At 52.3% G+C, this 24516-nt stretch carries 23 protein-coding genes and 1 other RNA gene; 16 read left to right on the top strand and 8 right to left on the bottom strand.

Going from position 1 to position 24516, the window contains the following annotated elements; genetic code table 11:
* Positions 1–34 precede the first annotated feature (34 nt).
* Complete coding sequence (gene nadC / locus R3187_RS08360; RefSeq protein WP_318966273.1) at positions 35–934, bottom strand: carboxylating nicotinate-nucleotide diphosphorylase; 900 nt, start codon at positions 932–934, stop codon at positions 35–37.
* Position 935: 1 nt separating this feature from the next.
* The gene (locus R3187_RS08355) at positions 936–1457 is read right to left on the bottom strand and encodes a retropepsin-like aspartic protease (protein WP_318966272.1); all 522 of its coding nucleotides are present in this window, start codon (positions 1455–1457) and stop codon (positions 936–938) included.
* Between the two features lie 68 nt (positions 1458–1525).
* On the opposite strand from R3187_RS08355, the gene ampD reads away from it, so the two are divergent.
* From ampD to R3187_RS08330, 5 genes are read left to right on the top strand one after another with little or no spacing between them, the layout of a single operon-like run.
* Positions 1526–2110, top strand: a complete 585-nt coding sequence (ampD, locus tag R3187_RS08350; protein WP_318966270.1) for a 1,6-anhydro-N-acetylmuramyl-L-alanine amidase AmpD — start codon at positions 1526–1528, stop codon at positions 2108–2110.
* Positions 2107–3000, top strand: a complete 894-nt coding sequence (ampE, locus tag R3187_RS08345) for a regulatory signaling modulator protein AmpE (RefSeq protein WP_318966269.1) — start codon at positions 2107–2109, stop codon at positions 2998–3000. Before ampD ends, ampE begins: the two co-directional genes overlap by 4 nt.
* Position 3001: 1 nt before the next feature.
* Positions 3002–3460 (top strand): thioesterase family protein, encoded by a 459-nt coding sequence (locus R3187_RS08340; RefSeq protein WP_318966267.1) that lies wholly within the window; start codon positions 3002–3004, stop codon positions 3458–3460.
* 23 nt (positions 3461–3483) lie between these two features.
* Positions 3484–4398 (top strand): EamA family transporter RarD, encoded by a 915-nt coding sequence (gene rarD, locus R3187_RS08335; protein WP_318966266.1) that lies wholly within the window; start codon positions 3484–3486, stop codon positions 4396–4398.
* Positions 4399–4440: 42 nt separating this feature from the next.
* A complete protein-coding gene (locus R3187_RS08330; protein ID WP_318966265.1) occupies positions 4441–5118 on the top strand; it encodes a DUF599 domain-containing protein in 678 nt (225 codons plus the stop codon).
* Positions 5119–5166: 48 nt separating this feature from the next.
* On the opposite strand, the gene dolP is transcribed toward R3187_RS08330, so the two are convergent.
* The 4 genes from dolP to R3187_RS08310 are packed head-to-tail and all read right to left on the bottom strand — an operon-like array spanning position 5167 to position 8533.
* A complete protein-coding gene (gene dolP, locus R3187_RS08325; RefSeq protein WP_318966264.1) occupies positions 5167–5736 on the bottom strand; it encodes a division/outer membrane stress-associated lipid-binding lipoprotein in 570 nt (189 codons plus the stop codon).
* The gene (locus tag R3187_RS08320) at positions 5733–6320 is read right to left on the bottom strand and encodes an SIS domain-containing protein (protein WP_318966262.1); all 588 of its coding nucleotides are present in this window, start codon (positions 6318–6320) and stop codon (positions 5733–5735) included. The genes dolP and R3187_RS08320 overlap by 4 nt, the downstream gene beginning before the upstream one ends.
* A gap of 13 nt (positions 6321–6333) precedes the next feature.
* Entirely contained in the window at positions 6334–6678 is a 345-nt protein-coding gene (locus R3187_RS08315; protein ID WP_318966261.1) for a YraN family protein, read from the bottom strand.
* Between the two features lie 16 nt (positions 6679–6694).
* A complete protein-coding gene (locus R3187_RS08310; protein ID WP_318966260.1) occupies positions 6695–8533 on the bottom strand; it encodes a penicillin-binding protein activator in 1839 nt (612 codons plus the stop codon).
* Between the two features lie 76 nt (positions 8534–8609).
* Here R3187_RS08310 and rsmI point away from each other — a divergent pair, with 76 nt between their 5' ends.
* Both rsmI and rnpB read left to right on the top strand, forming a co-directional pair.
* A complete protein-coding gene (gene rsmI, locus R3187_RS08305) occupies positions 8610–9461 on the top strand; it encodes a 16S rRNA (cytidine(1402)-2'-O)-methyltransferase (protein WP_318966259.1) in 852 nt (283 codons plus the stop codon).
* Positions 9462–9482: 21 nt separating this feature from the next.
* Positions 9483–9855: RNase P RNA component class A (gene rnpB, locus R3187_RS08300), an RNA gene on the top strand.
* 126 nt (positions 9856–9981) lie between these two features.
* On the opposite strand, the gene R3187_RS08295 is transcribed toward rnpB, so the two are convergent.
* On the bottom strand, positions 9982–12981 hold the full coding sequence (locus tag R3187_RS08295; protein ID WP_318966258.1) for a carboxypeptidase-like regulatory domain-containing protein: 3000 nt from the start codon (positions 12979–12981) through the stop codon (positions 9982–9984).
* 329 nt (positions 12982–13310) lie between these two features.
* Between R3187_RS08295 and R3187_RS08290 the strand changes: the two genes are divergently transcribed.
* Complete coding sequence (locus tag R3187_RS08290; protein ID WP_318966257.1) at positions 13311–14675, top strand: SH3 domain-containing protein; 1365 nt, start codon at positions 13311–13313, stop codon at positions 14673–14675.
* Positions 14676–14686: 11 nt separating this feature from the next.
* Positions 14687–15781, top strand: a complete 1095-nt coding sequence (locus tag R3187_RS08285; RefSeq protein WP_318966255.1) for a dipeptide epimerase — start codon at positions 14687–14689, stop codon at positions 15779–15781.
* Between the two features lie 64 nt (positions 15782–15845).
* Here R3187_RS08285 and R3187_RS08280 read toward each other — a convergent pair whose 3' ends face one another.
* Positions 15846–16691, bottom strand: coding sequence for a MurR/RpiR family transcriptional regulator (locus tag R3187_RS08280; protein WP_318966253.1), 846 nt, complete (start codon positions 16689–16691; stop codon positions 15846–15848).
* A 395-nt stretch (positions 16692–17086) separates the two neighbouring features.
* Between R3187_RS08280 and mraZ the strand changes: the two genes are divergently transcribed.
* Genes mraZ through mraY form a run of 7 tightly spaced genes read left to right on the top strand, consistent with a single transcriptional unit; the run spans position 17087 to position 24514 of the window.
* The gene (gene mraZ, locus R3187_RS08275; protein WP_318966252.1) at positions 17087–17551 is read left to right on the top strand and encodes a division/cell wall cluster transcriptional repressor MraZ; all 465 of its coding nucleotides are present in this window, start codon (positions 17087–17089) and stop codon (positions 17549–17551) included.
* The gene (gene rsmH / locus R3187_RS08270) at positions 17552–18526 is read left to right on the top strand and encodes a 16S rRNA (cytosine(1402)-N(4))-methyltransferase RsmH (RefSeq protein ID WP_318966251.1); all 975 of its coding nucleotides are present in this window, start codon (positions 17552–17554) and stop codon (positions 18524–18526) included.
* A complete protein-coding gene (ftsL, locus tag R3187_RS08265; RefSeq protein WP_318966250.1) occupies positions 18523–18831 on the top strand; it encodes a cell division protein FtsL in 309 nt (102 codons plus the stop codon). Before rsmH ends, ftsL begins: the two co-directional genes overlap by 4 nt.
* Positions 18828–20579 (top strand): penicillin-binding transpeptidase domain-containing protein, encoded by a 1752-nt coding sequence (locus R3187_RS08260; RefSeq protein ID WP_318966249.1) that lies wholly within the window; start codon positions 18828–18830, stop codon positions 20577–20579. Before ftsL ends, R3187_RS08260 begins: the two co-directional genes overlap by 4 nt.
* A complete protein-coding gene (locus R3187_RS08255; protein ID WP_318966248.1) occupies positions 20569–22038 on the top strand; it encodes a UDP-N-acetylmuramoyl-L-alanyl-D-glutamate--2,6-diaminopimelate ligase in 1470 nt (489 codons plus the stop codon). The genes R3187_RS08260 and R3187_RS08255 overlap by 11 nt, the downstream gene beginning before the upstream one ends.
* Entirely contained in the window at positions 22035–23438 is a 1404-nt protein-coding gene (locus R3187_RS08250) for a UDP-N-acetylmuramoyl-tripeptide--D-alanyl-D-alanine ligase (RefSeq protein WP_318966247.1), read from the top strand. The genes R3187_RS08255 and R3187_RS08250 overlap by 4 nt, the downstream gene beginning before the upstream one ends.
* The gene (mraY, locus tag R3187_RS08245) at positions 23432–24514 is read left to right on the top strand and encodes a phospho-N-acetylmuramoyl-pentapeptide-transferase (RefSeq protein ID WP_318966246.1); all 1083 of its coding nucleotides are present in this window, start codon (positions 23432–23434) and stop codon (positions 24512–24514) included. The genes R3187_RS08250 and mraY overlap by 7 nt, the downstream gene beginning before the upstream one ends.
* The last annotated feature ends 2 nt before the right edge of the window (positions 24515–24516 follow it).

Below are 24516 nucleotides of genomic sequence, written 5' to 3'. Positions count from 1 at the left end.
AGTTAATGCAACTTTGGGGAATATTTGCAGCTGTTCAGTTGGCAATCTGTAGCCGCATTGATAAATCAATCGCCTGCAGATGTTTGGTCAGGGCACCACTGGAAATAAAATCGACACCGGTAGCGGCCAGCTCAGTTAAGCGTGCAGCGGTAATGTTGCCCGAGACCTCCAGTTTTGCCTGGCCATTATTCAGCGTAACCGCCTGGCGAATGTCGGCCAGGCTGAAATTGTCCAGCATAATAATATCGGCGCCGGCAGTTAATGCCTGGCGCAGTTCATCCAGATTTTCGGTTTCGACCTCTACCGGTTTACCGGGGAAATTTTGCCGGGCCTGGGCCACGGCGGCCTGAATAGAGCCTGCGGCCGCAATATGATTCTCTTTAATCAGGAAGGCATCAAACAAACCAAACCGATGGTTTAAGCCACCGCCACAGTGCACAGCGTATTTCTGGGCAAAGCGCAAACCGGGCAGGGTTTTGCGGGTGTCCAGCAAACGGGTGCGGGTATTGGCCAGCAGGCTGACATACTGAGCGGTAACCGTTGCGGTGCCGCTTAGCAGCTGTAAAAAATTCAGGGCACTGCGCTCACCGGTCAGTAGCAGACGGGCCGGGCCGGTCAGCCGGCATAACAGGCTGTCGGCGACAACGTTGTCACCGTCATTTACCTGCCAGCTGATGCTGACCTGGCCATCAACGCTTAACTGATTAAGCTGGGCAAACACTTCATCCACCCAGGCGGTACCGCATATCACACAAGCCTCACGGCTGATAATAGTGGCACTGGCCTGCTGGCTCGCCGGGATCAGGCTGGCAGTAATGTCGCCATCGGCCAGCGGCAGAAAGCCTAAATCTTCTGCCAGGGCAGCCCGCACGCTGCGGGTCATTTCCGGCGCCAGATAAGGATGATGGGATCTTGCAGTGGTTTGCTCTGTCATATTAATTTCGCTGGATCAGGGTCAGTTGGTTTCCTTGCTGGCGGAATTCTAACTGGTTTAGCGCGCTCATGCCTAATAAAATCTCGGCGCCACCTAAATTGGGCACGACACTGGCTGTGACCTGTTGCAGCACGATATCGCCCAGTTGCAAGGAGGCTATCTCGCTCAGATAGGCCGTGGTAATACCATTGGCGGTTGCAACCTGAATTTGCCGGCCACGGGGCAGTCCCAGCTTTTCCGCGGTACTCTGAGCAATAGCAACGGTAGTGGCGCCAGTATCAAGCATAAAATCGACCGGTTGGCCGTTTAGCAGGGCGGTACCAATATAATGGCCGGCGCGGTTGCGGATTAATACGGTACTGATTTCGCCCGCTGCACCCTGAATACTTTGCAGCTGCTGATTCGGATTGCGCTTGTCTGTCAGGTAATCCTGAAAAAACAGAAACAACATACTTAGTAGCAACAACCAGGCTAACCAGCTGAAGGCTTTGGCAAAAGGTGTTCGTTGCTCAGGTGCTTGCATTCATGGGCCTCAACCTAGACAATAGTGCCCTAGCTTAATCACAGTGCGGGCTAAAGGCAAAAATTCCGATGAAAACTGCTGCGCAGCCAGAGTGTCCACCGCTTTTGCAACGTCCTTCCACTCATTTTGATGAGCGCCCGGCGGACGGGTCTATTAGTTTGCTGGTTATTCATAATATCAGTTTGCCCGCCGGCAGCTTTGCTGCTGCCCCGCAGCAGGGCAGCCATGTTGATAACCTGTTCTGCGGTACCCTTGATTGTACTGCCCACCCCGACTTTGCCTCGTTACAGGGGCTGCGGGTCGCGGCTCATTGCGTGATCTGGCGTGATGGCACAATTTTTCAGTATGTACCCTTTGCCAAAAGGGCCTGGCATGCCGGCAAAAGTGAGTTTGCTGGTCGGGCCAACTGCAACGATTATTCGATTGGGATAGAGTTAGAAGGCTGCGATAATATACCGTATACTGAGAAGCAGTATCAGAGCCTGATAGCGTTAAGCCATTTTTTGCTGGCGAGCTATAAGGAGATAAGCCCGCAGCGGATTGTCGGCCATTGCGATATCGCGCCCGGGCGTAAAACCGATCCGGGGCCGACGTTTGACTGGGCGTATTACCGGGCCGCAATTGAAGCCGCAATAAAGGAGAGCAGGGAATGACGTTAATCAGTATGTTGCTGGCATTAATTATTGAGCGGCTGGCTGTGCGCAGCAATGCCTGGCAGGCCCAGCGCTATGTCAGAGCTTATTTGAAATTCAGCCTTAACACGCCGCTGGCCGCGCTGGCCCGCCATCAGCTGGGGCAGTATGTGTGGATAGTGCTGCCAGGTGCAGTTGTTACGCTGGTGCTGTGTCTGTTCGACAGCCGGTTGCTTACCCTGATAGTTAATACCCTGGTGTTGCTGGTCGGTATTGGTTGCTGGCACTATCGCCAGCTGTACAAACAATATCTGAATGCCCAGGAGCGCGGTGATGCTGAATCGGCACATCTGACCATGCAGCAAATTCGTAATGACAGCGGCAGCAGTATGGAGCAGAACAGTTATGGCCAGACCCTGATCTGGCTTAATTTCCGGTATTATGCGGCGACCGCGTTCTGGTTTTTAGTATTCGGTGCTTTTGGGGTTATCACCTATGCGTTGCTACGCCAGTTGCAGGAACCGGTAACGCTTAGTACTGCAGAGGAGACAGCCGGCAGTAATGAAGAAGTATCGGCTTATGCAGAATTACAACCAGACACCGCCGGCCCTGATGCCGTCCAGTATATGACATTCTGGGCGCAGTGGCTGCCCACCCGGCTGTTCGGTCTGGGGTTTGCGTTGGTAGGGTATTTTTCGCGGGCATCGAACACTCTGTTGGCGTACTTTATGGATTTCAGCACTGACAACGAGCAGGTACTGACAGAAGTGGCGGTGGCTGCTGAGCCGCTGGAGCAGGAGCAGCTTAATACCGCAGATGAAACCAGCGCCATGGTGCAGTTAGCCAAACGCAACATGCTGTTTTTTCTGGCACTGGTTGCCGTGCTGACCTTAAGCGGAGTGTTGCGCTGATATGGCTCAGTCTGCAGCGCAGTTACTGCCCTATATTGCCGCAACCTTTGATCAAATGCCGTTTAACCGTCTGCTTGGGTTGCAGGTGAGCCGGTTTGGCGCTGATGAGGTGGAAGTGCGTTTCCCCTGGGCTGAACAATTGGTGGGCAATCCTATTCAGCAAATTTTACATGGTGGCGTTATTGCCACCGTGCTGGATGTTGCCGGCGGCATGATGGCGGTGGCCAGTGCGCTGGAGCGCTTCAGCGACATCGATGAAACTGAACTGGTACAGCGCTTTGGTAAAATGAGTACCATTGATATCCGCACTGATTATCTGCGTCCCGGTCGGGGCCAGGAGTTTATTGCTACCGCCAGAGTGATCCGTTCCGGCAATAAAGTGGCCGTCTGCCGGATGGAACTGCATAACGAACAAGGTGTGCATATTGCACTGGGTACCGGTACTTATCTGGTTGGTTAAGTAGCCGTTTTTGGGATAAAACAATGTCGTTAAGCAGGGAACAGAAGCTTGGTGGGGTATTCGCCGCCAGTGCTTATACCCTTTGGGGCATTGCCCCATTGTATTTCAAGCAAATTAATTTTATTGCTGCCCCGGAGATCCTGGTACACCGGATTGTCTGGTCGTGCCTGCTGCTGTTGCTAGTATTACTGGCATTGAAGCAGGGGCCTAAGCTTGTCCGGTTATTGTGCCAGCCAAAACTGATGTTATGGCTGTTATTTACCGCGGTGATCCTCGGTGCCAACTGGGGGTTGTTTATCTGGGCGGTGAACAGTAACCATATGCTGGACGCGAGCCTTGGCTATTATATTAACCCGCTGCTGAATGTGTTACTGGGCATGTTATTCCTCGGCGAGCGCTTAAGAAAACTGCAATGGCTGGCGTTGGGTCTGGCAGCAACCGGGGTGATGATCCAGGTGGTGATATTTGGTTCTATTCCCTGGGTTGCCATGGCGCTGGCCGGCTCTTTTGCCATTTATGGTTTGTTGCGTAAAAAACTGGCAGTAGAAGCGCTGACCGGGCTGTTTGTCGAGTCATTACTGTTATTGCCGCTGGCCGTGGGGTACTGGTTGCTGTTTGCCAACAGCAGTGCGGTTAATATGTTGCATAATACTCTGGGCCTGAATTTACTGCTGGTGGCAGCGGCGTTTGTGACAACGGTGCCGCTACTGTGTTTTATTGCCGGCGCCAGACGGCTGCAGTTATCGACGATGGGCTTTTTTCAATATATCGGGCCGAGCCTGATGTTTGTATTCGGCGTCTGGTTGTATCATGAGCCGCTGCGGCCGGCCAGTTTACTGACCTTTGGTTTTATCTGGCTGGCTTTGCTGATTTATAGCTGGGATGCGTGGCGCCATCTGCGCTACCAGCGTAATTTATTGCGCAGCGCGGTATGTTAAAGCCGGCTGCCACCTACCGTTTTTGAGTTGCAGGAGTATCTTATGCCAGGCCCGTTAGACTTAATTGCCGTTATCTGGTTTTTCGTACTCTGGATTGGCTACACCCTGTTTGCCAAACGCAAGGCAAAGGTGGTCAGTTGTCTGTCATTTGAGCTGCGGCGTAAACGCACTGACTGGATGCAGAAAATGCTGACCCGCGACAACAAAATGGCTGATGTTGGCTTAATTTCTACTCTGGAGCGCAATGTTACTTTCTTTGCCTCCAGTTCGCTGCTGATTTTAGCCGGTTTGCTGACCGCCATGTCATCGGCTGAGAAACTCAGTCTGATGCTGTCGAATCTGGTGCCCTGGGCAGACTATACAGAAGGCTCGGTGCAACTGAAATTGCTGCTGCTGACCTTTATTTTTGTGTTCGCTTTTTTTCAGTTTACCTGGTCGTTGCGCCAATACGGTTTTTGCGGGGTGCTAATTGGCGCAGCGCCGGATGGCCGGAATCTAAACGAAGATGATCAGGCATTGTACGCCAACCGGGCTGCCAAGGTCATTGACCAGGCCGGCCACTCGTTTAACTATGGGCTGCGCGCCATTTATTTTTCATTGTCGGCATTGTCGTGGTTTATCGACCCTTTGCTGTTTATGGTCAGCTCGGTAGTGGTGATGTTCGTTATGAAGCAGCGCGAATTTCATTCAAAAGTGCTAAAAGCACTGCAGGAATGTTAAAAAAGGGGTCGGAGTGAATAAATTATTCACTCCGACCCCTTTTTAGGCTTAGCGCCGTTCAAAGGCTTTGACTACCCGGGCTACGCCGTCAACGTTGCGGGCAATATCTACCGCTTTGTCTGCTTCCGGGCCCTGTACCAGGCCCATTAAAAATACTTCAGCGTTTTCAGTAACTACCTTGATATTCAGGCCTGCAACGTCGTCGTCGGCCAGTAACTGGGTTTTTACCTTGGTGGTTATCCAGCTGTCGCGGGTGCGGGTGGTTAAAGAGGTACTGTTGCCCAGCCGGATCTGATTATGAATATCGCGCACGCCCGGCGTGTCTTTAATCAGCAGCTCTGCCTGCTGCTTTATCACATCGCTGCTAACCTGTCCGGTCAGTAAAATGACGCCGTTATAACTGCTAACGTTAATATTGCTGCTGTCAGGGATGCTGTCGGCAGTGCCTATTGCCCGTCTGGCCCGGATAACAATACTGTTGTCGTCCAGCTGGGAGCCAAGGGTGCGGCGATCATTGGCCGCGGTTGCCGCCGTAGCGCCACCGGCGACCACTGCTGCTGCGCAGCCCTGTAACAGTGCAATAGCGGCGGTCAGTGCAATAAGTTTGCTGATATTCATAGTTCTCCCTGCTGTGGAAACAGCGTAGTGTCAATTAGTTCGCAAATGCAATGCAGTAAAAAGGTGTAGCATTCAAATACCCGCGCTGGCCGGTGCGCCGGCACTTTTAACTCGACATCCTGCTGGTTCAGCAGGCCGGCAAGTTCGCTGTCGTTGTCAATTGTCAGCGCGACCACTTTCATATCGCTGGTTACCGCCGCTTCGACTGCTTTAATCAGGCTTTGTTCGGAGCCGGTCAGCGAAATAACCAGTAATACATCAGTAGCACTACCGAGTGCCCGCACCTGCCGGGCCAGATAATCCTGATTAATATGATTGTTCGGGTGCAGGCTGGACATATCGTTCTGTAAGGCCAGTGCCGGCAGGCAGGGCCGTTCGGTTTCAAACTGATCGAGCAGCAGCTGGGCAAAATGACCGGCCAGGCCATGACTGGCGCCAGCACCACAGCACAGTACTTTGCCGCCGCTGATCAGGCTGTTAACGATAACCAGCGCACTGTTTTCAATCGGTTCGGCCAGCGCTTCGCTGGTGGCGATCATGGTTTGAATATTTTCGCTGAAAAGCTGGCGGATATGTTCCTGCATTTACCCTGTCCTTCTAACTGAATGCATTTTGCAGCCAGTTGTAGTGAAAGGGCTCGCGCCCTTCAATTGCTAATACATCAATCCGGCATGGCTGGTTCTGGCCGCCATGTTGTTGTAAGTACCAGCGTACGGCCCGTAACAGCTTCTGCTGTTTGGCGGCAGTCACCGCCGCCAGGGCACCGCCAAAAGCGGCGCTGGCACGGTATTTTACCTCAATAAACACCAGTTGCTGGCCCTGACGCATCACTAAATCAATTTCGCCGGCTTTGCACTGAAAATTCCGGCATACCAGACTAAGACCTTGTTGCTGCAAATAGTCCAGTGCCAGTTGCTCGTAGTATTCGCCTTTGCTATTCATATTCAGCTATTGATGCTCAGGGTTCCTGTACCGCAATTAAGCGGTTATTCCGATAACTGGCCCAGCTTAGCCGGCGTACCACACTGCCATTTTTATCCAGGCTGAGCTGACCGGTCAGACCGGAAAAAACCAGCGCGGGTAAATGCTGTTGTTGTTTCAGGCGGGCGATAAGCTGATACGCATCGTGGCCCATGGCGTAAAGCCGTTGCAATACTTCATCCTGATCGGTAAACAGTTGCTGGTATTGCTCGCGCAGTTGCACACTGCTTTGCTCGCCCAGCATCCACGGCATCTCGGTAAAGGTCAGGCCGTTTAAATCACGCTGTTCATTGCGGTCCAGGCTGGCGCTGAAACTGCGCGAACTGGCATAAACCGGTAGCCTGGGGGCGGTCTGGTTTACCGATACATCAACATAGGGCTTAAATAAGCGGGTCTGTACCGGATCGGCCAGCAGGTATATGGCATCAATATCAAGCCGGCTGTGCGGTTCCGCTTCTAATTTGGTATTGGCGCTGACCAGGCTACTAATGCTGCGAATACGGTTCTGGCTGATATCGGTTTCCAGCAGACTGCTGACAATGGCTTCCAGCTCGGCTTTGGCACTAAACTGATAAAGCTCTGGCGCCGGGTGGCCCATTGCCTGCCACTGGCTGGCGAAATGCTGCTGCATTCGCTGGCTGATATTATTGCGGGCACTGATTACCACCGGGCGCTGGTAATTTTTGTGCTGAAACAGCTCTGCCATCTGGCTGGCTTCATCTTCCAGGCTCAGCGCGTAAAAAAAGTGATTAGCTCTTTTCGGCGTGTCCGGCAGGCGGCTGTTTAAAAACAGGGTCGGCCAGGGCCAGTCCTGCTGCTGGCTAATAAGGTCTACCTGATCCCGCAACAGCGGGCCGATAACAAAATCCACCAGTTGTTGTTTCAATGCGGCGGTGATTTGCTCAGGGCTTTGCTGACTGTCGATAAAAATAAGCTGAGCGGCCTCTTGCTGGCTGCTGGCGGCGCTGACCAGACCATATTGCAGGGCTTTGGCATGAGCCCGGAAGTTGCCGCTAAACGGCAGCAGTACGCCAATTCGCTGTGGCTGATACGGCGTTAAATTAAGCAGTTGCTGCAATGCCTGGGGCAGCGCATCAGGGCCCGGCATAAACGGGTAACGCTGGTGCCAGTCGGCCAGCGCCTGTTGCAGCGCCTGTTGCTGACCAATATTGTCCCGGCTTAATTCAGTCAGATTGAGCCAGGCCAGATTGCGCGCAGTAGCATTGGTCCGAAGGGTGGCCAGGTTGCTCTGGCTTAACGAAGTAAGTTGCTGCCACAGCAAGTCCCACAGCTCAGGATAGTCATCATTAGTTTGTTCGCGCTGGTCCAGTTGCAACAGCCAGCGACTGGCAGCCAGGCTACGCTGCTGGCGGACATAAAACCGGGCGCCCTGCCACAGATACTCGCTGACATCTGTCTCAGGCAGTGCATCAAGCGTGGTTTGTTCCAGTAAGGCGCTGGCGCGCTCTGTTTCATTGTTGGCCAGATAGGCCTGCAGCAGTAACAGGATATTGCGCTGGCGGATCAGCGAATATTCACTGTTTGCCAGGGTATGGGTGATTGCCAGCGCCAGCGGATACTGTTGTTGCTCCAGCGCTGCCCGGGCCGCACGCAGCAAATGAATTTGCCGGGCCTCGCCCTGGTAATCGCTGGCTTGCTGATACAGCTGCGTAGCATCAGCCATAACAGTGGCTGGCACGTCCTGCTCTTTGACCGGTACCGGGCGATCGACAGTGGTTGTCGGTTGCTGGGCACAGCTGGCTAACAGGCCGCACAGGCTTAAAAATAGCAGTGGCTTTAATTTGCTGGAATTCACGTTGCACAGTACCATTAGGCTTTTAATAGGGCTATCTTACTTAGACTGCCCGCCAAGCTCAATTAAATAGCGAAATATGACCAAACAAACCGGATCTTTGTATGTTGTTGCCACACCTATCGGCAATTTAACTGATATTAGCGAGCGCGCGATTGCTACGTTAAAGCAGGTTAGCTGTATCGCCGCTGAAGACACCCGCCATACCGGCAAACTGCTGGCGCATTTAGCCGTGCAAACCCGCACCCTGGCGTTGCATGATCACAATGAAAAACAACGGGCAGCCAGTATTATTGAGCGCTGTCTGGCCGGTGAGGATATGGCGCTGGTATCGGATGCCGGTACACCGCTTATTAGCGACCCGGGCTATAATCTGGTGCGCCAGTGCCGCGAAGCCGGGGTCAGGGTAATACCGATACCCGGGCCAAGCGCTGTTATTACGGCGTTGTGCGCGGCCGGGCTGCCAACCGATAAGTTTTTGTTTATTGGTTTTCTGGCCGCAAAAAGCAGCCAACGGCAAAGTCAGCTCTCGGCATTGCCGGCAGATGTCGGCACTATTGTTTGTTATGAAACCGCCCGGCGTATTCAGGCCTGTCTGGACGATGTGGCCCTGGTGCTGGGGGCGGAGCGTGAGCTGGTGCTGGCCAAAGAGCTGACCAAAACCTTTGAGGCGTTTTGTCATGGCACGCCGGCGCAAATTCAGGCCTGGCTGAATGAAGACCCGCAGCGCTGTCAGGGCGAAATGGTGCTGATGATAGCGTCTGAACCGGCCCGGGCTGCCAGTGACATTAGCGAGCAGGCCCAAACCACCTTAAAAATTCTGCTGGCGGAACTACCGGTAAAACAGGCAGCAGCGCTGACAGCGCAAATACATAATGAAAAGAAAAACGCCCTGTATAAGCTGGCGTTGGAATGGGCTGGTGAAAGCTGACAATTCGGGTATAATCCGCGCTGAGTTGGCCAAGACAATCGCTGCTTGCGCAAGCAAGGGGAGGAAAGTCCGGGCTCCACAGGGCAGGGTGCCAGGTAACGCCTGGGGGGCGCGAGCCTACGACCAGTGCAACAGAGAGCAAACCGCCGATGGCCCGTGCGCAAGTTCGGGATCAGGTAAGGGTGAAAGGGTGCGGTAAGAGCGCACCGCGCGACTGGCAACAGTTCGTGGCACGGTAAACTCCACCCGGAGCAAGATCAAATAGGCCCTCTATGGCGCGGCCCGCGTTGAGGGCGGGTAGATTGCTTGAGGCTCAGGGTGACCTGAGTCCTAGAGGAATGATTGTCACTCTGGCAACAGAGCACAGAACCCGGCTTAATGGCTAACTCACCTATTTAACAGATAACCGCGCAAAGGCTGCTGCCTGGCGCGGTTTTTTTATGTCTGTTTACTGCCCTGAGCTTTTGCTCAGAAAAAAGCCCGCGCAAGGCGGGCAAAAGGTACCAGGAACAACATGGGATTAGAAATCAATACCGACTGATAACTGGATTCGACGTGGGTTGTAGAAGTCACGGGCCTGACCGTAATCTGCCTGATAGTCGTAGGGGTTTACGTTGTAGCCAGTCTGACGGTCGAACAGATTAAAGATATCAATCTGGAATTTCATAGCCAGCTTGTCAGTTACTGCAAAGTTCTGGGTGTAATTTAAATCTACCTGCCAGTGACTGGATGTTCTGCGACTTCCGGCTTTTTCGGCATAAGCGTTAGCAGCATAGTAAGAACTGGTTGGGGCATGGCCATAATATTCAGCTGACCAGGTTTCCCAGGCCTGACCGGATTGATACAGGAAGTACGCACCAACATTGGCATCCCAGTCCAGGGTGTAATAACCGAACACTTTCAGCAAATGCGGTTTATCTGCACTTAAGGTACCGTCTTTGTTATCCCAGGAGAACTTACCTGGTTCATCGTTATAGAAAGATGAACCGATGAAGGTATTGGCATCATTGTTAGTGGTGGTATTGTCCTGGTCAAAGTTACCGGTGTAGCGACTCCAGACATAAGAGGCATTAATATAGGTACGTTCACCTATCCATTCTGCTTCAATGCTGGCTTCCCAGTATTTGGTATAACCGCCATCCACTTCTGCAATAACATAGCTGGAACCACCAATTTCACTGCGGTAATCGGCCAGCTCTGGAATATACAGACCCCGGGCAGCAATATCTGCTGGTACCTGACCATTACCATAGGTACCAGACAGCCGGGCGGCGTTAGGTACGTCTTCCCAGAAGTTGGAACCTTTACGATGGCGGATATGGCCGCGTAAATATAACTGGCTGCTCACAGCCTTAGTGGTACCAATAGTAAACTCATCTATCTTGCGGGGTTTTAAGCCATCAGCAAAAAACTTACCTGATGAAGAGCCACGATATCTTTCTTCAACGAAGTCACCGTTTTCATCAAAATAAACGTCGGTGATCCGGTTCAGAGTCGATCTGTCCCACGACGCGGCGCGGGCCAGAGAGTTGGCTTCCGGATGATAGACAGCGAAATTACCAAATACGGTATTTTCACCGTCATAACGCCAGGTTACGCCCAACCGGGGCTGGATCATATCATCCCAGTCCATGGTGTACATTTTGTACTTATTCCCGGGAGCCAGCTCAAAGCCCGACAGATTATTGGAGTTTTCCCGTAAACCCTGGCCATACAGCACGTCTTTACTGATCAGCACGCCAATGTTGTATTCAAAGTCGCCGGCAGTAATGGTGTCATTAATTTCCAGGTTATAGGTTTTAACTGACGATTCCAGCACGTTCAGGTCGCTACCGACACTGGGGTCGGCGCCAACTATCGTCGCCTGATAAAATGCACCCGGCACCGTGGTGCTTAAACCACCCAGGTAGCCAATAGTGCCCCAGCCATTCGATACCCGGCTTAGCTCTTCTTTCAGCTCGGAAAATTTAAAGCCAATATGGAAGTTATGCCAGGCATTGCCAAGTTCCATTTCCCGATCCAGCGCAATTTCAAAACTCTGGCGGGAGAATTCGGTAATATCAAACTGATTATAAGCACCCACCCGGCCGCCACCCGTCCGCTCACCGTCTTCGCCAATATAACCATAACGGTCAATAAGAGTTTGTGCTGCGGCATTAAAAGCAGCATTTTCCGGGGTATCTGGTCTTAACGTTGGCACACTGAACCGACCCATCTGGTTCAGGTTATTTAAATCGAGGCTCGAGCCAATCGTTGGGTTAACGCTGAGAATGGTATCGGGCGTACCAGAAGATTTCAGCGAGAAATTATTAATATTAAAAGTCAGAGCAGTGTCACCATCAATCAGCCATGAGCCATCGAAGGTGAAAATATCCTGTTCGGCTTTTTCGCCAAGCGAGCCTTCATCGCTGTCCAGAGAACCAATCGAGGCACCTACCACTTCACGTTCAGAACTGCGCTGGCTTATATTAAACAGCAAATCATCGCTTGCCGCCCAGGTTAACTTGCCAAAAAACTCATCCCGGGTGCTGTTATAGCTTTTCACTTCACCATAAGCGGTTTCTTTATTTACCCGGTCTACTTCCGGCCGGTAATACGAGCCATAGAAATACAGCACATCTTTAATTACCGGCCCGCCAATGCCGGCAGTAATCCAGCTTTGATCCAGCTCGTACGGGGTATCGCCGGTAATGTCAGATACCATGCTTTTATCCTGCAGCTTGTATTCCAGACTGCCTTTATATTCATCAGTACCTGATTTGGAAACTGTGTCAATGGCAAAACCGCCTGAACGGTTAAAGCCAACCGCTTTGGCTCCGCCGCGATCCATTGACACGTGCAGCACGTCGTGGGTTGACGGCTCTGATGCTAAGTTGCCAAACAGCGGCAACGATACATCAACCCCATCAAAGCCATACTTGTTATCAACACCCGAACCACCGGCTGCCGGGCCGAGCGTGGCATTTTCAGAATATTGTACACCCGGTATCAGTTTCAGTAAGTCCCGGTAGTCCTGACCAATCGGCAGGCTTTCAATAGCGGTTGCGCCAAGTGAGTTGGTTAAGCTGGAATTACCTTCCCGCACGATAGTGCTACCAACAATTTCAATCACTTCAATGTCGCTGGTGCTGCCATCTAGCTGAACATCAACATTTGACGTTTGTTCAAGCCGTACTTCTACTTCTGTCCGTCGCACTGAACCATCTGCCGCGGTAAAAGTCAGCTGGTAACGGCCGGGGATGAGTAACGGCAACGAGTAGCTGCCATCTGCTTTAGTTACCGCGGTTCGGGCTCCCGGCAATACATTACTGGTTGCGGTGACGGTAACACCGGCCAGTGAGTCACCAGTTTGCTCGGTGGTCACCTTACCGCGAATACCACCTACCTGTTGTGCTGCTGCCGGTGCACAGGTCAGAATTCCTGCCAGTACCATCGCAGTGACCGTAGCCGGGGAGCGAAAAGCGAATTGGGTTGCTTGCGCCAACCGACTTTTTATAAATTTAAGCTCGTTATACTTCATCAGTATCTCTCCTGGAGTTGCGTTTTGTAGCTGTCCGTAACAGGGTTCTGCTTGCCCTTTTTAATACCCGTTTATAGTTATAGTGCGAGGTGTTTATTTTCTGCACAAAATTAACATAGCAATAATTTTTTGGTTTTGAAAATAATTTATGCTAAAAATTACTATTAATTGGAATATTTGATTCTATTTGCAGCTATTATAAAAGTCAGCCGGTATTTTCCTGCTGCTGATAAGAGGGTGAAATGAGACCAGGTTATTGGTTAATAATACTTTTTTGCGTAGGCAGCAGCATTGTTCAGGAAAATGTTTATGCGAAGTCAGATATTCCTATGTTAAAGCCCGATCACCTCAGTGCCGACTTCTGGCTGGCGAAGGTCGCTGATCCCGACCGGCTGTTGTTAACCGGGGCGCAAATCAGCACCAGAAACAGCGAAACCTTTGCCAGACAGCCTGAAATGACCCGGCTGGCAGATTTACCAGCCAGCTTTACGGCAGCACAGCTGGCTGACATTATCGATAATGCCAGTGCATCGGCTAAGCAGCAGCGTTTTTACGCCAATGGCCAGCCAGTAACCGCTACCCAGTGGCAGCACTACCGGCAAAACCTGAATACTGATGCCGTGCAACCTGCTAATCCGGTCCGTTTTGCTTTAGTAGTTAAGCGCACCGATTTACGCAGCATGCCAACCGAAGACAGAGTGCACAATGAACAGATGGCGCTGGACTTAGACCGCTTTCAGGAAACCGCGCTGTTTCCGGGCGAGCCAGTCGCGGTGCTGCACCAAAGCCACGATGCTAATTGGCTGCTGGTACAGAATTATCATTATACCGGTTGGGTGCAGGCAGCCGATGTTGCTACTGGCAGCAGGCAACAGGTACTTGAGTACAGTGAGCAAACGCCGTTTCTGCTGGTAACCGGTGCCCGGGCCTATACCAGCTATACGCCTGCGGTACCGGCAATTTCAGAACTGCTGCTGGATATGGGCACCCGGCTGCCGCTGTTAACTACTGATGACACCGGCCATAACGTCAATGGCCAGAACCCGCATGCCAGTTATATTGTAAAACTGCCGCTACGCAGTGCTGATGGCAGCCTGGCGTTTACCCCGGCACTGATTGCCCGCCAGCAGGATGTCAGGGTCGGTTATCTGCCCTATACGCCGGCAAACGTGCTGCAGCAGGCATTTAAGTTTCTGGGCGATCGCTACGGCTGGGGCCATGATTACGACAGCCGGGATTGCACCGGCTTTATTATTGAAATTTACCGTAGCTTTGGCCTGCTGATGCCGCGTAACTCCGGTCAGCAGGGCGAGGGCAGCTATGGTCAGAATATCCGCTTTAGCGCCCAAAGCAGCCAGCATGAAAAACTGGCCGCAATCAGCAAAGCCAGCGCCGGTGATTTAATTTACCGGCCGGGCCATGTGATGCTGTATCTGGGTGAGGATAATGGCGAGCCCTTTGTTATCCACTCAGTACATGAGCTGGCCTACTTTTCTTATAAAGAGTCTTACAAAGCGTCTGACAAAGCATCTGGCGACGCGTCTGACAAAGTGTCCGGGCAAAATGCTGACGCTACACCTGAGCTGTATCAGGGGATTTTAAATGGGGTAGCGGTAACGCCGTTAACCCCGCTGCGGCTTTCGGCCGACAGCAGTTATCTGGATAAAATATACGCGCTTAAATCGTTGCGTTAACCGAGGCACCTATGAAAATTACCGACATCCGGCTGGGCATGCTTACCATACCACTGAAAACCCCGTTTAAAACGGCGCTGCGCACCGTGCAGCAAATTGAAGATGTAGTGGTCATGATTGAAACCGACACCGGCCATATTGGCTATGGTGAGGCCCCTGCCACGGCAGTAATTACCGGTGATATTCATGGCTCGATTATTGATGCGATAAAAAGCGTGTTAAAGCCCAAGCTGGTTGGCCAGCAAATTGCCGATTTAAATCATATTATCCGGCTGATCCAGGGCGCTATTATGAAAAACTACAGTGCCAAAGCAGCGGTGGAAATGGCGGTGTATGATTTATTCGCCCAGCTTTATCAGGCACCACTATATAAAATTCTCGGTGGCGGTGTGCCAAAAATAACCACTGATATCACTATCAGCGTCGACTATATCGATAAAATGGTCGCCGATTCACTCAGCGCTATCGACCGCGGTTTTGAAACCCTGAAGGTAAAAGTGGGCAAAGATATCGGCGTCGATATTGAGCGGGTGAAAGCCATTTATGCCGCAGTAGCCGGCAAAGCGTTAATCCGGCTCGATGCCAATCAGGGCTGGACGGCCAAAGAGGCGGTGTATGCCCTGCGTAAACTGGAAGATGCCGGAGTGCGGCTGGAGTTGGTGGAACAGCCGGTAAAAGCGTATGACTTAGAGGGCTTAAAATATATTACCGAGCGGGTGCATACCCCGGTAATGGCCGATGAAAGCAGCTTTGGCCCGCGCGAAGTGATAGAGCTGATCAAAATGCGTGCGGCCGATATTATCAATATTAAACTGATGAAAACCGGCGGCATTGCCAACGCGATTAAAATTGCTGATATCTGCTCGTTTTATGATATGCAGTGCATGATTGGCTGTATGCTGGAGGGTAGTATCAGCGTGGCTGCGGCGGTGCATGTCGCGGTAGCCAAGTCTGATGTTATTACCAAAATTGATTTAGACGGGCCATCGCTCTGTGCTTTTGACCCGGTGCGCAGCAGCGTGAATTTTAATGATGCTGATATTACTATCGGCAATGCGCCGGGACTGGGTATTACCGCTATTGATGGCCTGGTGATGCTGGACTGATAGCCTGGGGATATTGCACTGATAGCTTAGTGCTTTGCCAGCAGACCCGGTTAACCAGGCGCGGTCAGGGTTTTTCCAGCAGGCCCAGTAATTCGGTGCTTTCAGTTAAGGCTAAATCGTTATTCTGCCACTGGCAAAGTTGCAGATACAGCATATGACATAAATGCTGCTGGGCCAGCTGGGTGAGTATCGGATTTAAACGGATATCTTCTTCGGCGCTTAAGGTAAACAACGTAATGTCAGCCGCCAGGCTCTGGGCATTGGTTTTATAGCTGGTCAGTGAAATAATTTTCAGCTGGCGGCTTTTGGCATAATGTTCCAGTTTCAGCAAATCATTGTTCTGGCCGGAATCCGAGACCAGCAGCAAAACACTGGTGTCGGTTAAACTGCGGGCCAGCTGCAATGCTAATGCCGGATCGGCATGATGCAACGCCAGTTTACCCAGTTGCAGCAGCCGGAACTGCATATCTGCCACTACAATCGCCGACTTGGCGAAGCCGGCCAGTAATATTTTATCGGCACCCTGTAATAAGCGGGCGGCCTTTAGCAGGGTTTTTTCATCATTAATGGTCAGTAAGGTGCGTAAATGCTGCTGCAGACTGAACTGTAACTGCTCGCCAATGCCGATCAAGCTGCCGTCATCACTGTTTTTATCGGCCTGATCCCGGCTCAGGGTGCTGGCCGTGACCACCGCTTCATTAATCGCCAGCTTCAGATCAGGATAACCCTTATAGCCCAGCTTCTGACAAAACTTGACCACACTGGATTGACTGATCCCGACAGCATCAGCTAGCTGTTGCGACGAGTAATCGCGCAGCATATGCGCATTGTCCAGAATAAACTCGGCCAGCTTGCGCTCTATAACCGACATTTGGTCCAGCATGCCACGTATCTTTAGTAAACTCAGCATAGGCGGTGGTCTTAGGCTCAACCGGCCTGTCAGCCGGTTATAAAAAATTAGTTATGCGATATGTAAATTTATATTGAATAATTTATTCGGCAATAGCAAGTTTTCTGCTGAAAAAGCCGGCAAAGTAAAATTAATTGCCAGCAGCCTGCGCCTGCTGATTTTCAGTGACACCACTTTTCCCCACCAAAATCATCAACTTTAAGCCAGCGCCCGATTTTACTGGATCTTTATCGATCAGCAGACTTGGTTTTTACCTTGACATTGGTTAAAGCAGAGCCCTAAACTGTATCGTTGTGGGGATTTGTGGGTAATTGTGGATCATTTTGGAATAATCCAGACGATTCAGGCGGGCGCTGCGCTGAAAAATGCAGCCCGATTAACCAGGCAGATAAGTTATGTTTCGTGGCTCGTTTACACTGACAATGGATGATAAGGGACGGTTGGCGCTGCCTGCGCGCTACCGGGAAGTCCTGTTGTCTGAAAATCAGGGCCACCTGATCTGCACCATCGACCTGCACGATCCCTGCTTATTATTGTATCCGCTGGCAGAGTGGGAAGAAATAGAAGAAAAACTGAAATCGCTGTCCAGCCTGAACCCGCAGGAACGCCGTCTGCAACGCTTGTTGCTGGGCAATGCCACTGACTGCGATATGGATAAAAACGGCCGTATTTTAGTGCCGGCGCCACTGCGTCAGCACGCGGGTCTGAGTAAAAATATCCGGCTGGTAGGCCAGCTGAATAAATTCGAAATCTGGGACGAAGCCGCCTGGCATGATCGCTTAACCGCTGATATTGAGCTGGAACAGGCACAGGCCGGCAATGTTGAATTATCTGAACGATTACAGGACTTTGTACTGTAAATGACAAGCCATGCTCATATCTCTGTCTTGCTGAAAGAAGCAATTGACGGACTCGCAATTAAAGCCGACGGGATTTACCTGGACGGTACCTTTGGGCGTGGCGGCCATAGCAGGGAAATTCTGAAACAGCTTGGCCCGAATGGCCGCTTATTTGCAATAGATCGCGACCCCGCCGCTATCGCTGCTGCAGCCCCACTGCAAGCTGATGCGCGTTTTCATATCACCCATACCCCCTTTGCCGCCCTGGCAACCGTGGCTGAGCAGCATCAGCTCAGTGGCAAATTAGACGGCATTCTGCTGGATTTAGGCGTGTCTTCCCCGCAACTGGATGACGCCGACCGTGGTTTCAGCTTTATGCGGGACGGCCCGCTAGATATGCGGATGGACCCAAGCAGTGGTATGTCGGCCGCCCAGTGGCTGGCGACTGCCGATGTAGAAGATATCAGCTTTGTGCTGCGTGAATATGGCGAAGAGCGGTTTGCCTGGCGGATTGCTCAGGCCATTGTGGCCGCCAGGGCTGAGACCCCCTTTACCCGTACTGCACAGCTGGCGAAGTTGATTAGCGACAGCGTGCCTAAAAGCCACAAAGAGAAAAAGCATCCTGCTACCCGTAGTTTTCAGGCTATCCGGATCTACGTCAACAGTGAGCTGGAACAGGTCAATCTGGCGCTGCACGCTGCGATGGCAGTGCTGAAACCCGGTGGCCGGCTGGTGGTAATAAGCTTTCATTCGCTGGAAGACCGGCTTGTGAAGCAGTTTATGCGTCGTTATTCCAAAGGTGAACCGGTACCCAGGGGGATGCCATTAACCGACGCCCAGCTAAACAAAGCCATTCCGCTGAAACTGATTGGCAAAGCACTGATGCCCTCTGACGCCGAACTGGCCGCCAACCCGCGTGCCCGCAGTGCGGTGCTGCGCATCGCAGAAAAGCAGGGTATTGCTCCGAAACAGGCCGGCGGGGAGCAACAGACATGAGTCAGATCCAGCTGGAACGATTAATCAGTCAGGACTGGCGTCAGCATAAGCTGGCCGGTGTGCTGTTGCTGGCATGTATCGTTTCTGCGCTGGCGGTGGTGTATCTGGCCCATTTAAACCGCCAGCTGACCATCGCTCAGGATACTTACTATCAACAGCGGGACCAGCTTGATACCCAATGGCGCAATTTGTTGCTTGAACAACGTTCGCTGGCAGAGCACAGCCGGGTGGAGGATATCGCCAGGCGACGCTTAAATATGCAGCGGCCCAGCGGTGAACGCGACATTATGGTGAGGCAGCAATGACAGCTAAACCAGCAAAAAGCCAGGCAAAAGCCCGTCAGTATCCGTCAGTTATCAGCTGGCGTTTTGCGTTTGTAATGGTAATGCTGACCTCAGTATTTGTGGCATTGCTGGCCCGGGCTGCCTGGTTGCAGGTAGTCGAGCCGGAAATGCTGGTGACCCAGGGTGATCGCCGCAGCTTGCGGGTTGAGGCTGATACGGTAATGCGCGGCATGGTATTTGACCGCCACGGTGAAGCGCTGGCAGTCAGTGTGCCGGTAGAAGCCATCTGGGCTGACCCTAAAATTGTTATCGAACGCAACGCCCCTGCTGACGAGCGGCGCTGGCACGCGCTGGCTGACATTATGCAAATGAGCCCACAGCAACTGCTGAGCCGGATAGGCGATGACCCGAAACGACGCTTTGTCTACCTGCAGCGTCAGGTCAATCCGGCAGTGGTCGACTATGTAAAAAAACTGAAAGTGCCGGGTATTTACTTCCGTCAGGAATCAAAACGCTATTACCCGGCCGGCGAAGTGACTGCGCAGTTAATCGGCTTTACCAATGTCGATGATGTTGGGGTGGAAGGCATTGAAAAGCGTTTTAACGACTTACTGACCGGCACGGCGGGTCGCAAAGTATTTCGCAAAGATGCCAAAGGCCGGGAAATTGAAGTACTGGAACGACAGGACGCCACAGCGCCGGCAAATTTACAGCTGAGCATTGACCAGCGTATTCAGACAGTAGCCTATCGTGAACTGAAAAAAGCAGTATTGTCGCATGGTGCTACCTCCGGTTCAGCGGTGGTGGTCGATGTGGCCAGCGGCGAAGTTCTGGCCATGGTTAACAGTCCGTCCTTCAACCCGAATAACCGGCGCAATACGCCGGTTCACCGCTTTCGTAACCGGGCCATTACCGACACCTTTGAACCGGGTTCGACGATGAAACCACTGGCCGTGCTAAGCGCGCTGGAGTTTGGCAGCGCCACCCTGGATACCGTGGTTGACACCCATCCGGGCACGATGCGAATTGGCGGCAGCTGGGTGCGCGACCCGAGAAATTATAAAGAGCTGGATTTAACCGGCATTATTCAGAAATCCAGCAACATGGGCGTGGCAAAGCTGGTGCTGGATATGCCGCATCAGCATGTGGTCGCGTTATATAACAATATGGGCCTGGGTGAAGATACCGGTCTGGGTTTAAATGGTGAAAGCAGCGGTCTTTTCAGTTACCGCCAGCGTTGGTCTGATTTTGAGCGCGCAACTTTCTCTTATGGCTATGGCTTATCTGTTACTGCCGTGCAGTTAGCCCGGGCTTACGCCACTATGGCAAATGGCGGTATCAACCGGCCGCTGAGCATTCTGAAGAATAATGAACCGGATCCGGGACAACGGGTGCTGGCAGAGAGACATGCGCTGGCCATGCTGGAAATGATGGAAGCCAATATTGGCCCCGGTGGCACCGCCAACCGGGCGCAGGTGCACGGCTACCGGGTTGGCGGTAAAACAGGTACGGCACGTAAAGCCGTCGCTGGCGGCTATGGTGATGATTATATTGCTTCTTTTGCCGGTGTAGGGCCAGTGTCTAATCCGCGGATTGTCACGGTGGTGGTTATCAATGAACCCGCTGGTGATTTTTATCATGGTGGCGAAATTGCCGCGCCGGTTTTTGCCAGCATTATGGGTGCCAGCCTGCAACTATTAAATGTGACGCCTGATGCCGATACCGGTCCGGCGCTGATCAGCCGGGCGGGAGGTAATAATGGCAACTAACCAGCTCCATTTATGGTTGCCTGAACTAGCAAAACGGCTAGCTGACCGGCCACTGCGCCATTTGCAACTGGACAGTCGCCGGGTTACCGAGGGTGATGTGTTTGTCGCCCTGCCGGGCACCCGCGAGCATGGTAACAACTACATTGAGCAGGCGCTGGCCCAGGGAGCGGCGCTGGTGCTGACCAATAGCACTGCAAAGCTAAGCGGTCAGGACGATCGGATAGTGGTGCTGGACGATTTGCCGGCGCAAATGCCGCTACTGGCGGCCCGGTTTTATCAGCAGCCACAACAGCATCTGCAGCTGATAGGCATTACCGGCACTAATGGTAAATCCAGTACCAGTTGTTTTGTCAACCAGCTGGCAGAGCATTGTGATACGCGCTCAGCGGTTATTGGTACCCTGGGCTACGGCCACTGGCAGCAGCTGACACCGTTGCTGAATACCACGCCTCATTACATTGAAATACAACGCATTCTGGCAGAATTCGCTGCCAATAAGCGTCAGCTGGTAGCAATGGAAGTGTCGTCGCATGCGCTGGCGCAGCAGCGGGTCGCCGGTATCCAGTTTCAGGTGGCGGTATTTACCAATTTAAGCCGGGATCACCTCGATTATCATGGCAGCATGGCCGAGTATGGCCAGGCGAAAAGTCTGCTGTTTCAACCTGAAACGAGTCGTTGTGCGGTACTGAATGTGTCTGATGCGCTGGGTAAGGCGCTAGCCAGTCGCAACGATATTCCGGTATGGGCCTATGGCAAAGCAGAAGATTGTCAGGGACATAGCCGCTTTCTGGGCTATCACCAGCTAACCGCTACTGCCCGGGGTTTTCAGTGCTTACTAACCAGCCAGGCCGGCGAGCATAAACTGCAGTTACCACTGCTGGGCGAATTTAATATACAGAACGCCTTGGCGGCCATCAGCAGCTTGCTGGCGCTGGGCTACGACTTAACTGAATTACTGCATGCTGCCAGCAGCCTGCAACCGCTGGCCGGGCGGATGGAACAATTTCCTTTCAGCCATGGTGTCACTGTGGTGGTTGACTACGCTCATACCCCGGATGCCTTACAACAGGCGCTGCAGGCACTACGTCAGCATTGTAAAGGCCGGCTATGGTGTGTATTTGGTTGTGGTGGCGATCGCGATAAAGGCAAGCGGCCACTAATGGGCCAGCTGGCGCAGCAATACGCTGATCACTGCATAGTTACCTCAGATAACCCGCGCAGCGAAGCGCCACTACAGATTTGTCAGGATATTGCGGCCGGTATGCAGGATGCCGACAATTACCGGATCGAGGAAAACCGCCAGCTGGCAATTAAGCTGGCGCTGGCCAGTGCCCAGCCCGGCGATGTCATTTTGCTGGCCGGCAAAGGCCATGAAACCACCCAGATTATCGGGCACGAACAGCAACACTATGATGAACGTGCTTACGTGCGGCAACTTATGTCGGAGATGGCATTATGATAACGCTAAGCTGTGCAGAAATAGCTACCTTATTACAGGGGCAGTTAATAGGCGCCAACCAGCCAATCAGCGAGGTCAGCACAGATAGCCGAACGATAAGCGCCGGCGCGCTGTTTATTGCCTTAAAAGGCCCTAACTTTGATGGCAGTCGCTTTGTTGCCGATGTCATTGCCAAAGGCGCAGCTGCTATTGTCGCCGAGCGGCCACTGGATGCGGATATCAGCCAGATAGTGGTCTCTGATACGCGGTTGGCACTGGGCCAGTTGGGGGCAGCGGTTAAAGCCCGGGTTCAGCCAAAAACTATCGCGGTTACCGGCAGTGCCGGTAAAACCACAGTCAAAGAAATGCTGGCTGCTATTTTAAGCCGCTGTGGCCAGGTGCTGGCGACCCAGGGCAATTTTAACAACGATATTGGGGTGCCTTTAACCCTGCTGCGCTTAACGGCGCAGGATCAATTTGCCGTGATGGAGCTGGGCGCCAATCATGCCGGTGAAATTGCCTATACCACCTCCCTGGTAAAGCCGGATGTCGCCATTATTACTAACGCTGCAGCGTCACATCTGGAAGGCTTTGGCGATACTTACGGCGTGGCCAGAGCAAAAGGCGAGATTTTCTCCGGCGTAGCCGATGGTGGTATTGCCATCATGCAACACGACAGTGAGTTTACCGAATACTGGCGTAACCGTTGTAAGCATTTAAACATTATCAGCTTCGCCAGTGATTATAAAACTGACAGTAATGCTGATAACAGCACTGCTGATATCAGGGCAGAGCAAATCAGCCTGAACAGTCAGGGCTGTGCCCAGTTTAACCTGGTGTACCGTAACGAGCAGGTGCTGGTGCAGCTTAGCCTGCCGGGCAAGCACAACGTTGCTAATGCGCTGGCGGCTGCGGCTGCAGCAATGGCGGTTGGCGCTAAGCTTAGCGATGTCCAGCTGGGGCTGGCGCAGATGGCCGGGGTAAAAGGCCGGACCAATATTATTGAACTTAGCAAAAGCATTAAGCTGATAGACGACAGTTACAATGCCAATGTTGAATCGGTAAAAGCCGCAATTGATTTGCTGGCCAGTTATCAGGGCTACCGGGTATTGCTGTTAGGTGACATGGCAGAGCTGGGCGCAAATGCCCGTTTATACCACGAAGAAATCGGCTTATATGCCAAAGATGCCGGTATTAATCTGTTATTCACCCTGGGTGTGTTATCACAGAGCGCCAGTGACCTGTTCAACGGACAAGGCTCACATTTCAGCTCGCGGCAGTCGATGTTAGACCGGCTGATACCGCTTATTACAACCCAGCAGAATGTCACGATACTCGTTAAGGGCTCTCGTAGTGCGAAAATGGAGTTAGTAGTGCAGGACTTGCTAGAACGATGTCAGCAGGAGCGTAGCCCATGCTAGTGTGGTTAGCCGAATATTTAACCCAGTACATTAGCTTTTTTAATGTGTTCAGCTATCTGACCTTCCGGTCAATTCTGGGCGTGTTAACGTCATTATTTTTAAGCTTATATTTCGGGCCGATCCTGATTGCCCGGCTGCAGAAAATGCAGATTGGCCAGGTAGTGCGGGGCGATGGCCCGGAAAGCCATTTTTCGAAAAAAGGCACCCCTACCATGGGGGGCTTACTGATTTTAGGCTCTATTCTGGTCAGTACCCTGTTATGGGCGAATTTAACTAACAAATATGTCTGGGTGGTGCTGTTTGTGCTGGTCAGTTTTGGCACCATCGGCTTTATCGATGACTACCGCAAGGTGATCCGCAAAGACCCGAAAGGCCTGATCGCACGCTGGAAATATTTCTGGCAGTCGGTATTCGCCATTATCACTGCTTTATTTTTATATATGACCGCAGAGCGGCCGGCTGAAACCGCGCTGCTGGTGCCGTTTTTAAAAGATGTGATGCCACAGCTGGGGCTGCTATTTCTGGCGTTAAGTTACTTTGTTATCGTCGGTACCAGCAATGCCGTTAACCTGACCGATGGCCTGGACGGCCTGGCGATAGTACCCACCATTATGGTCGCCGGCGCTTTTGCCATTATTGCTTATGCCAGTGGTAACGTGAATTTTGCCGGTTATCTGAATATCCCTTATCTGCCCTATGCCAGTGAGCTGGTGGTGCTGTGCGCAGCGATGATCGGCGCCGGTCTGGGCTTTCTGTGGTTTAACACCTATCCGGCCCAGGTTTTTATGGGCGATGTCGGATCCCTGGCACTGGGTGCTGTGCTGGGCGTGATTGCTATTTTAGTCCGCCAGGAAATTGTGCTGTTTATTATGGGCGGCATTTTTGTCATTGAAACGGTGTCAGTCATTCTGCAGGTGGGATCATACAAATTACGGGGCCAGCGGATTTTCCGGATGGCACCCATTCATCATCACTACGAATTAAAAGGCTGGCCGGAGCCGCGGGTTATTGTCCGCTTCTGGATATTATCGATCATTTTTGTGCTGGTGGGTCTGGCGACCCTGAAACTGAGATAACT

It is taken from the genome of Arsukibacterium sp. (assembly GCF_033721375.1).
Lineage (GTDB): Bacteria > Pseudomonadota > Gammaproteobacteria > Enterobacterales > Alteromonadaceae > Alishewanella.
The sequence above is the reverse complement of the archived record's forward strand: the minus strand, read 5'-3'. Positions and strand labels throughout refer to the sequence as shown.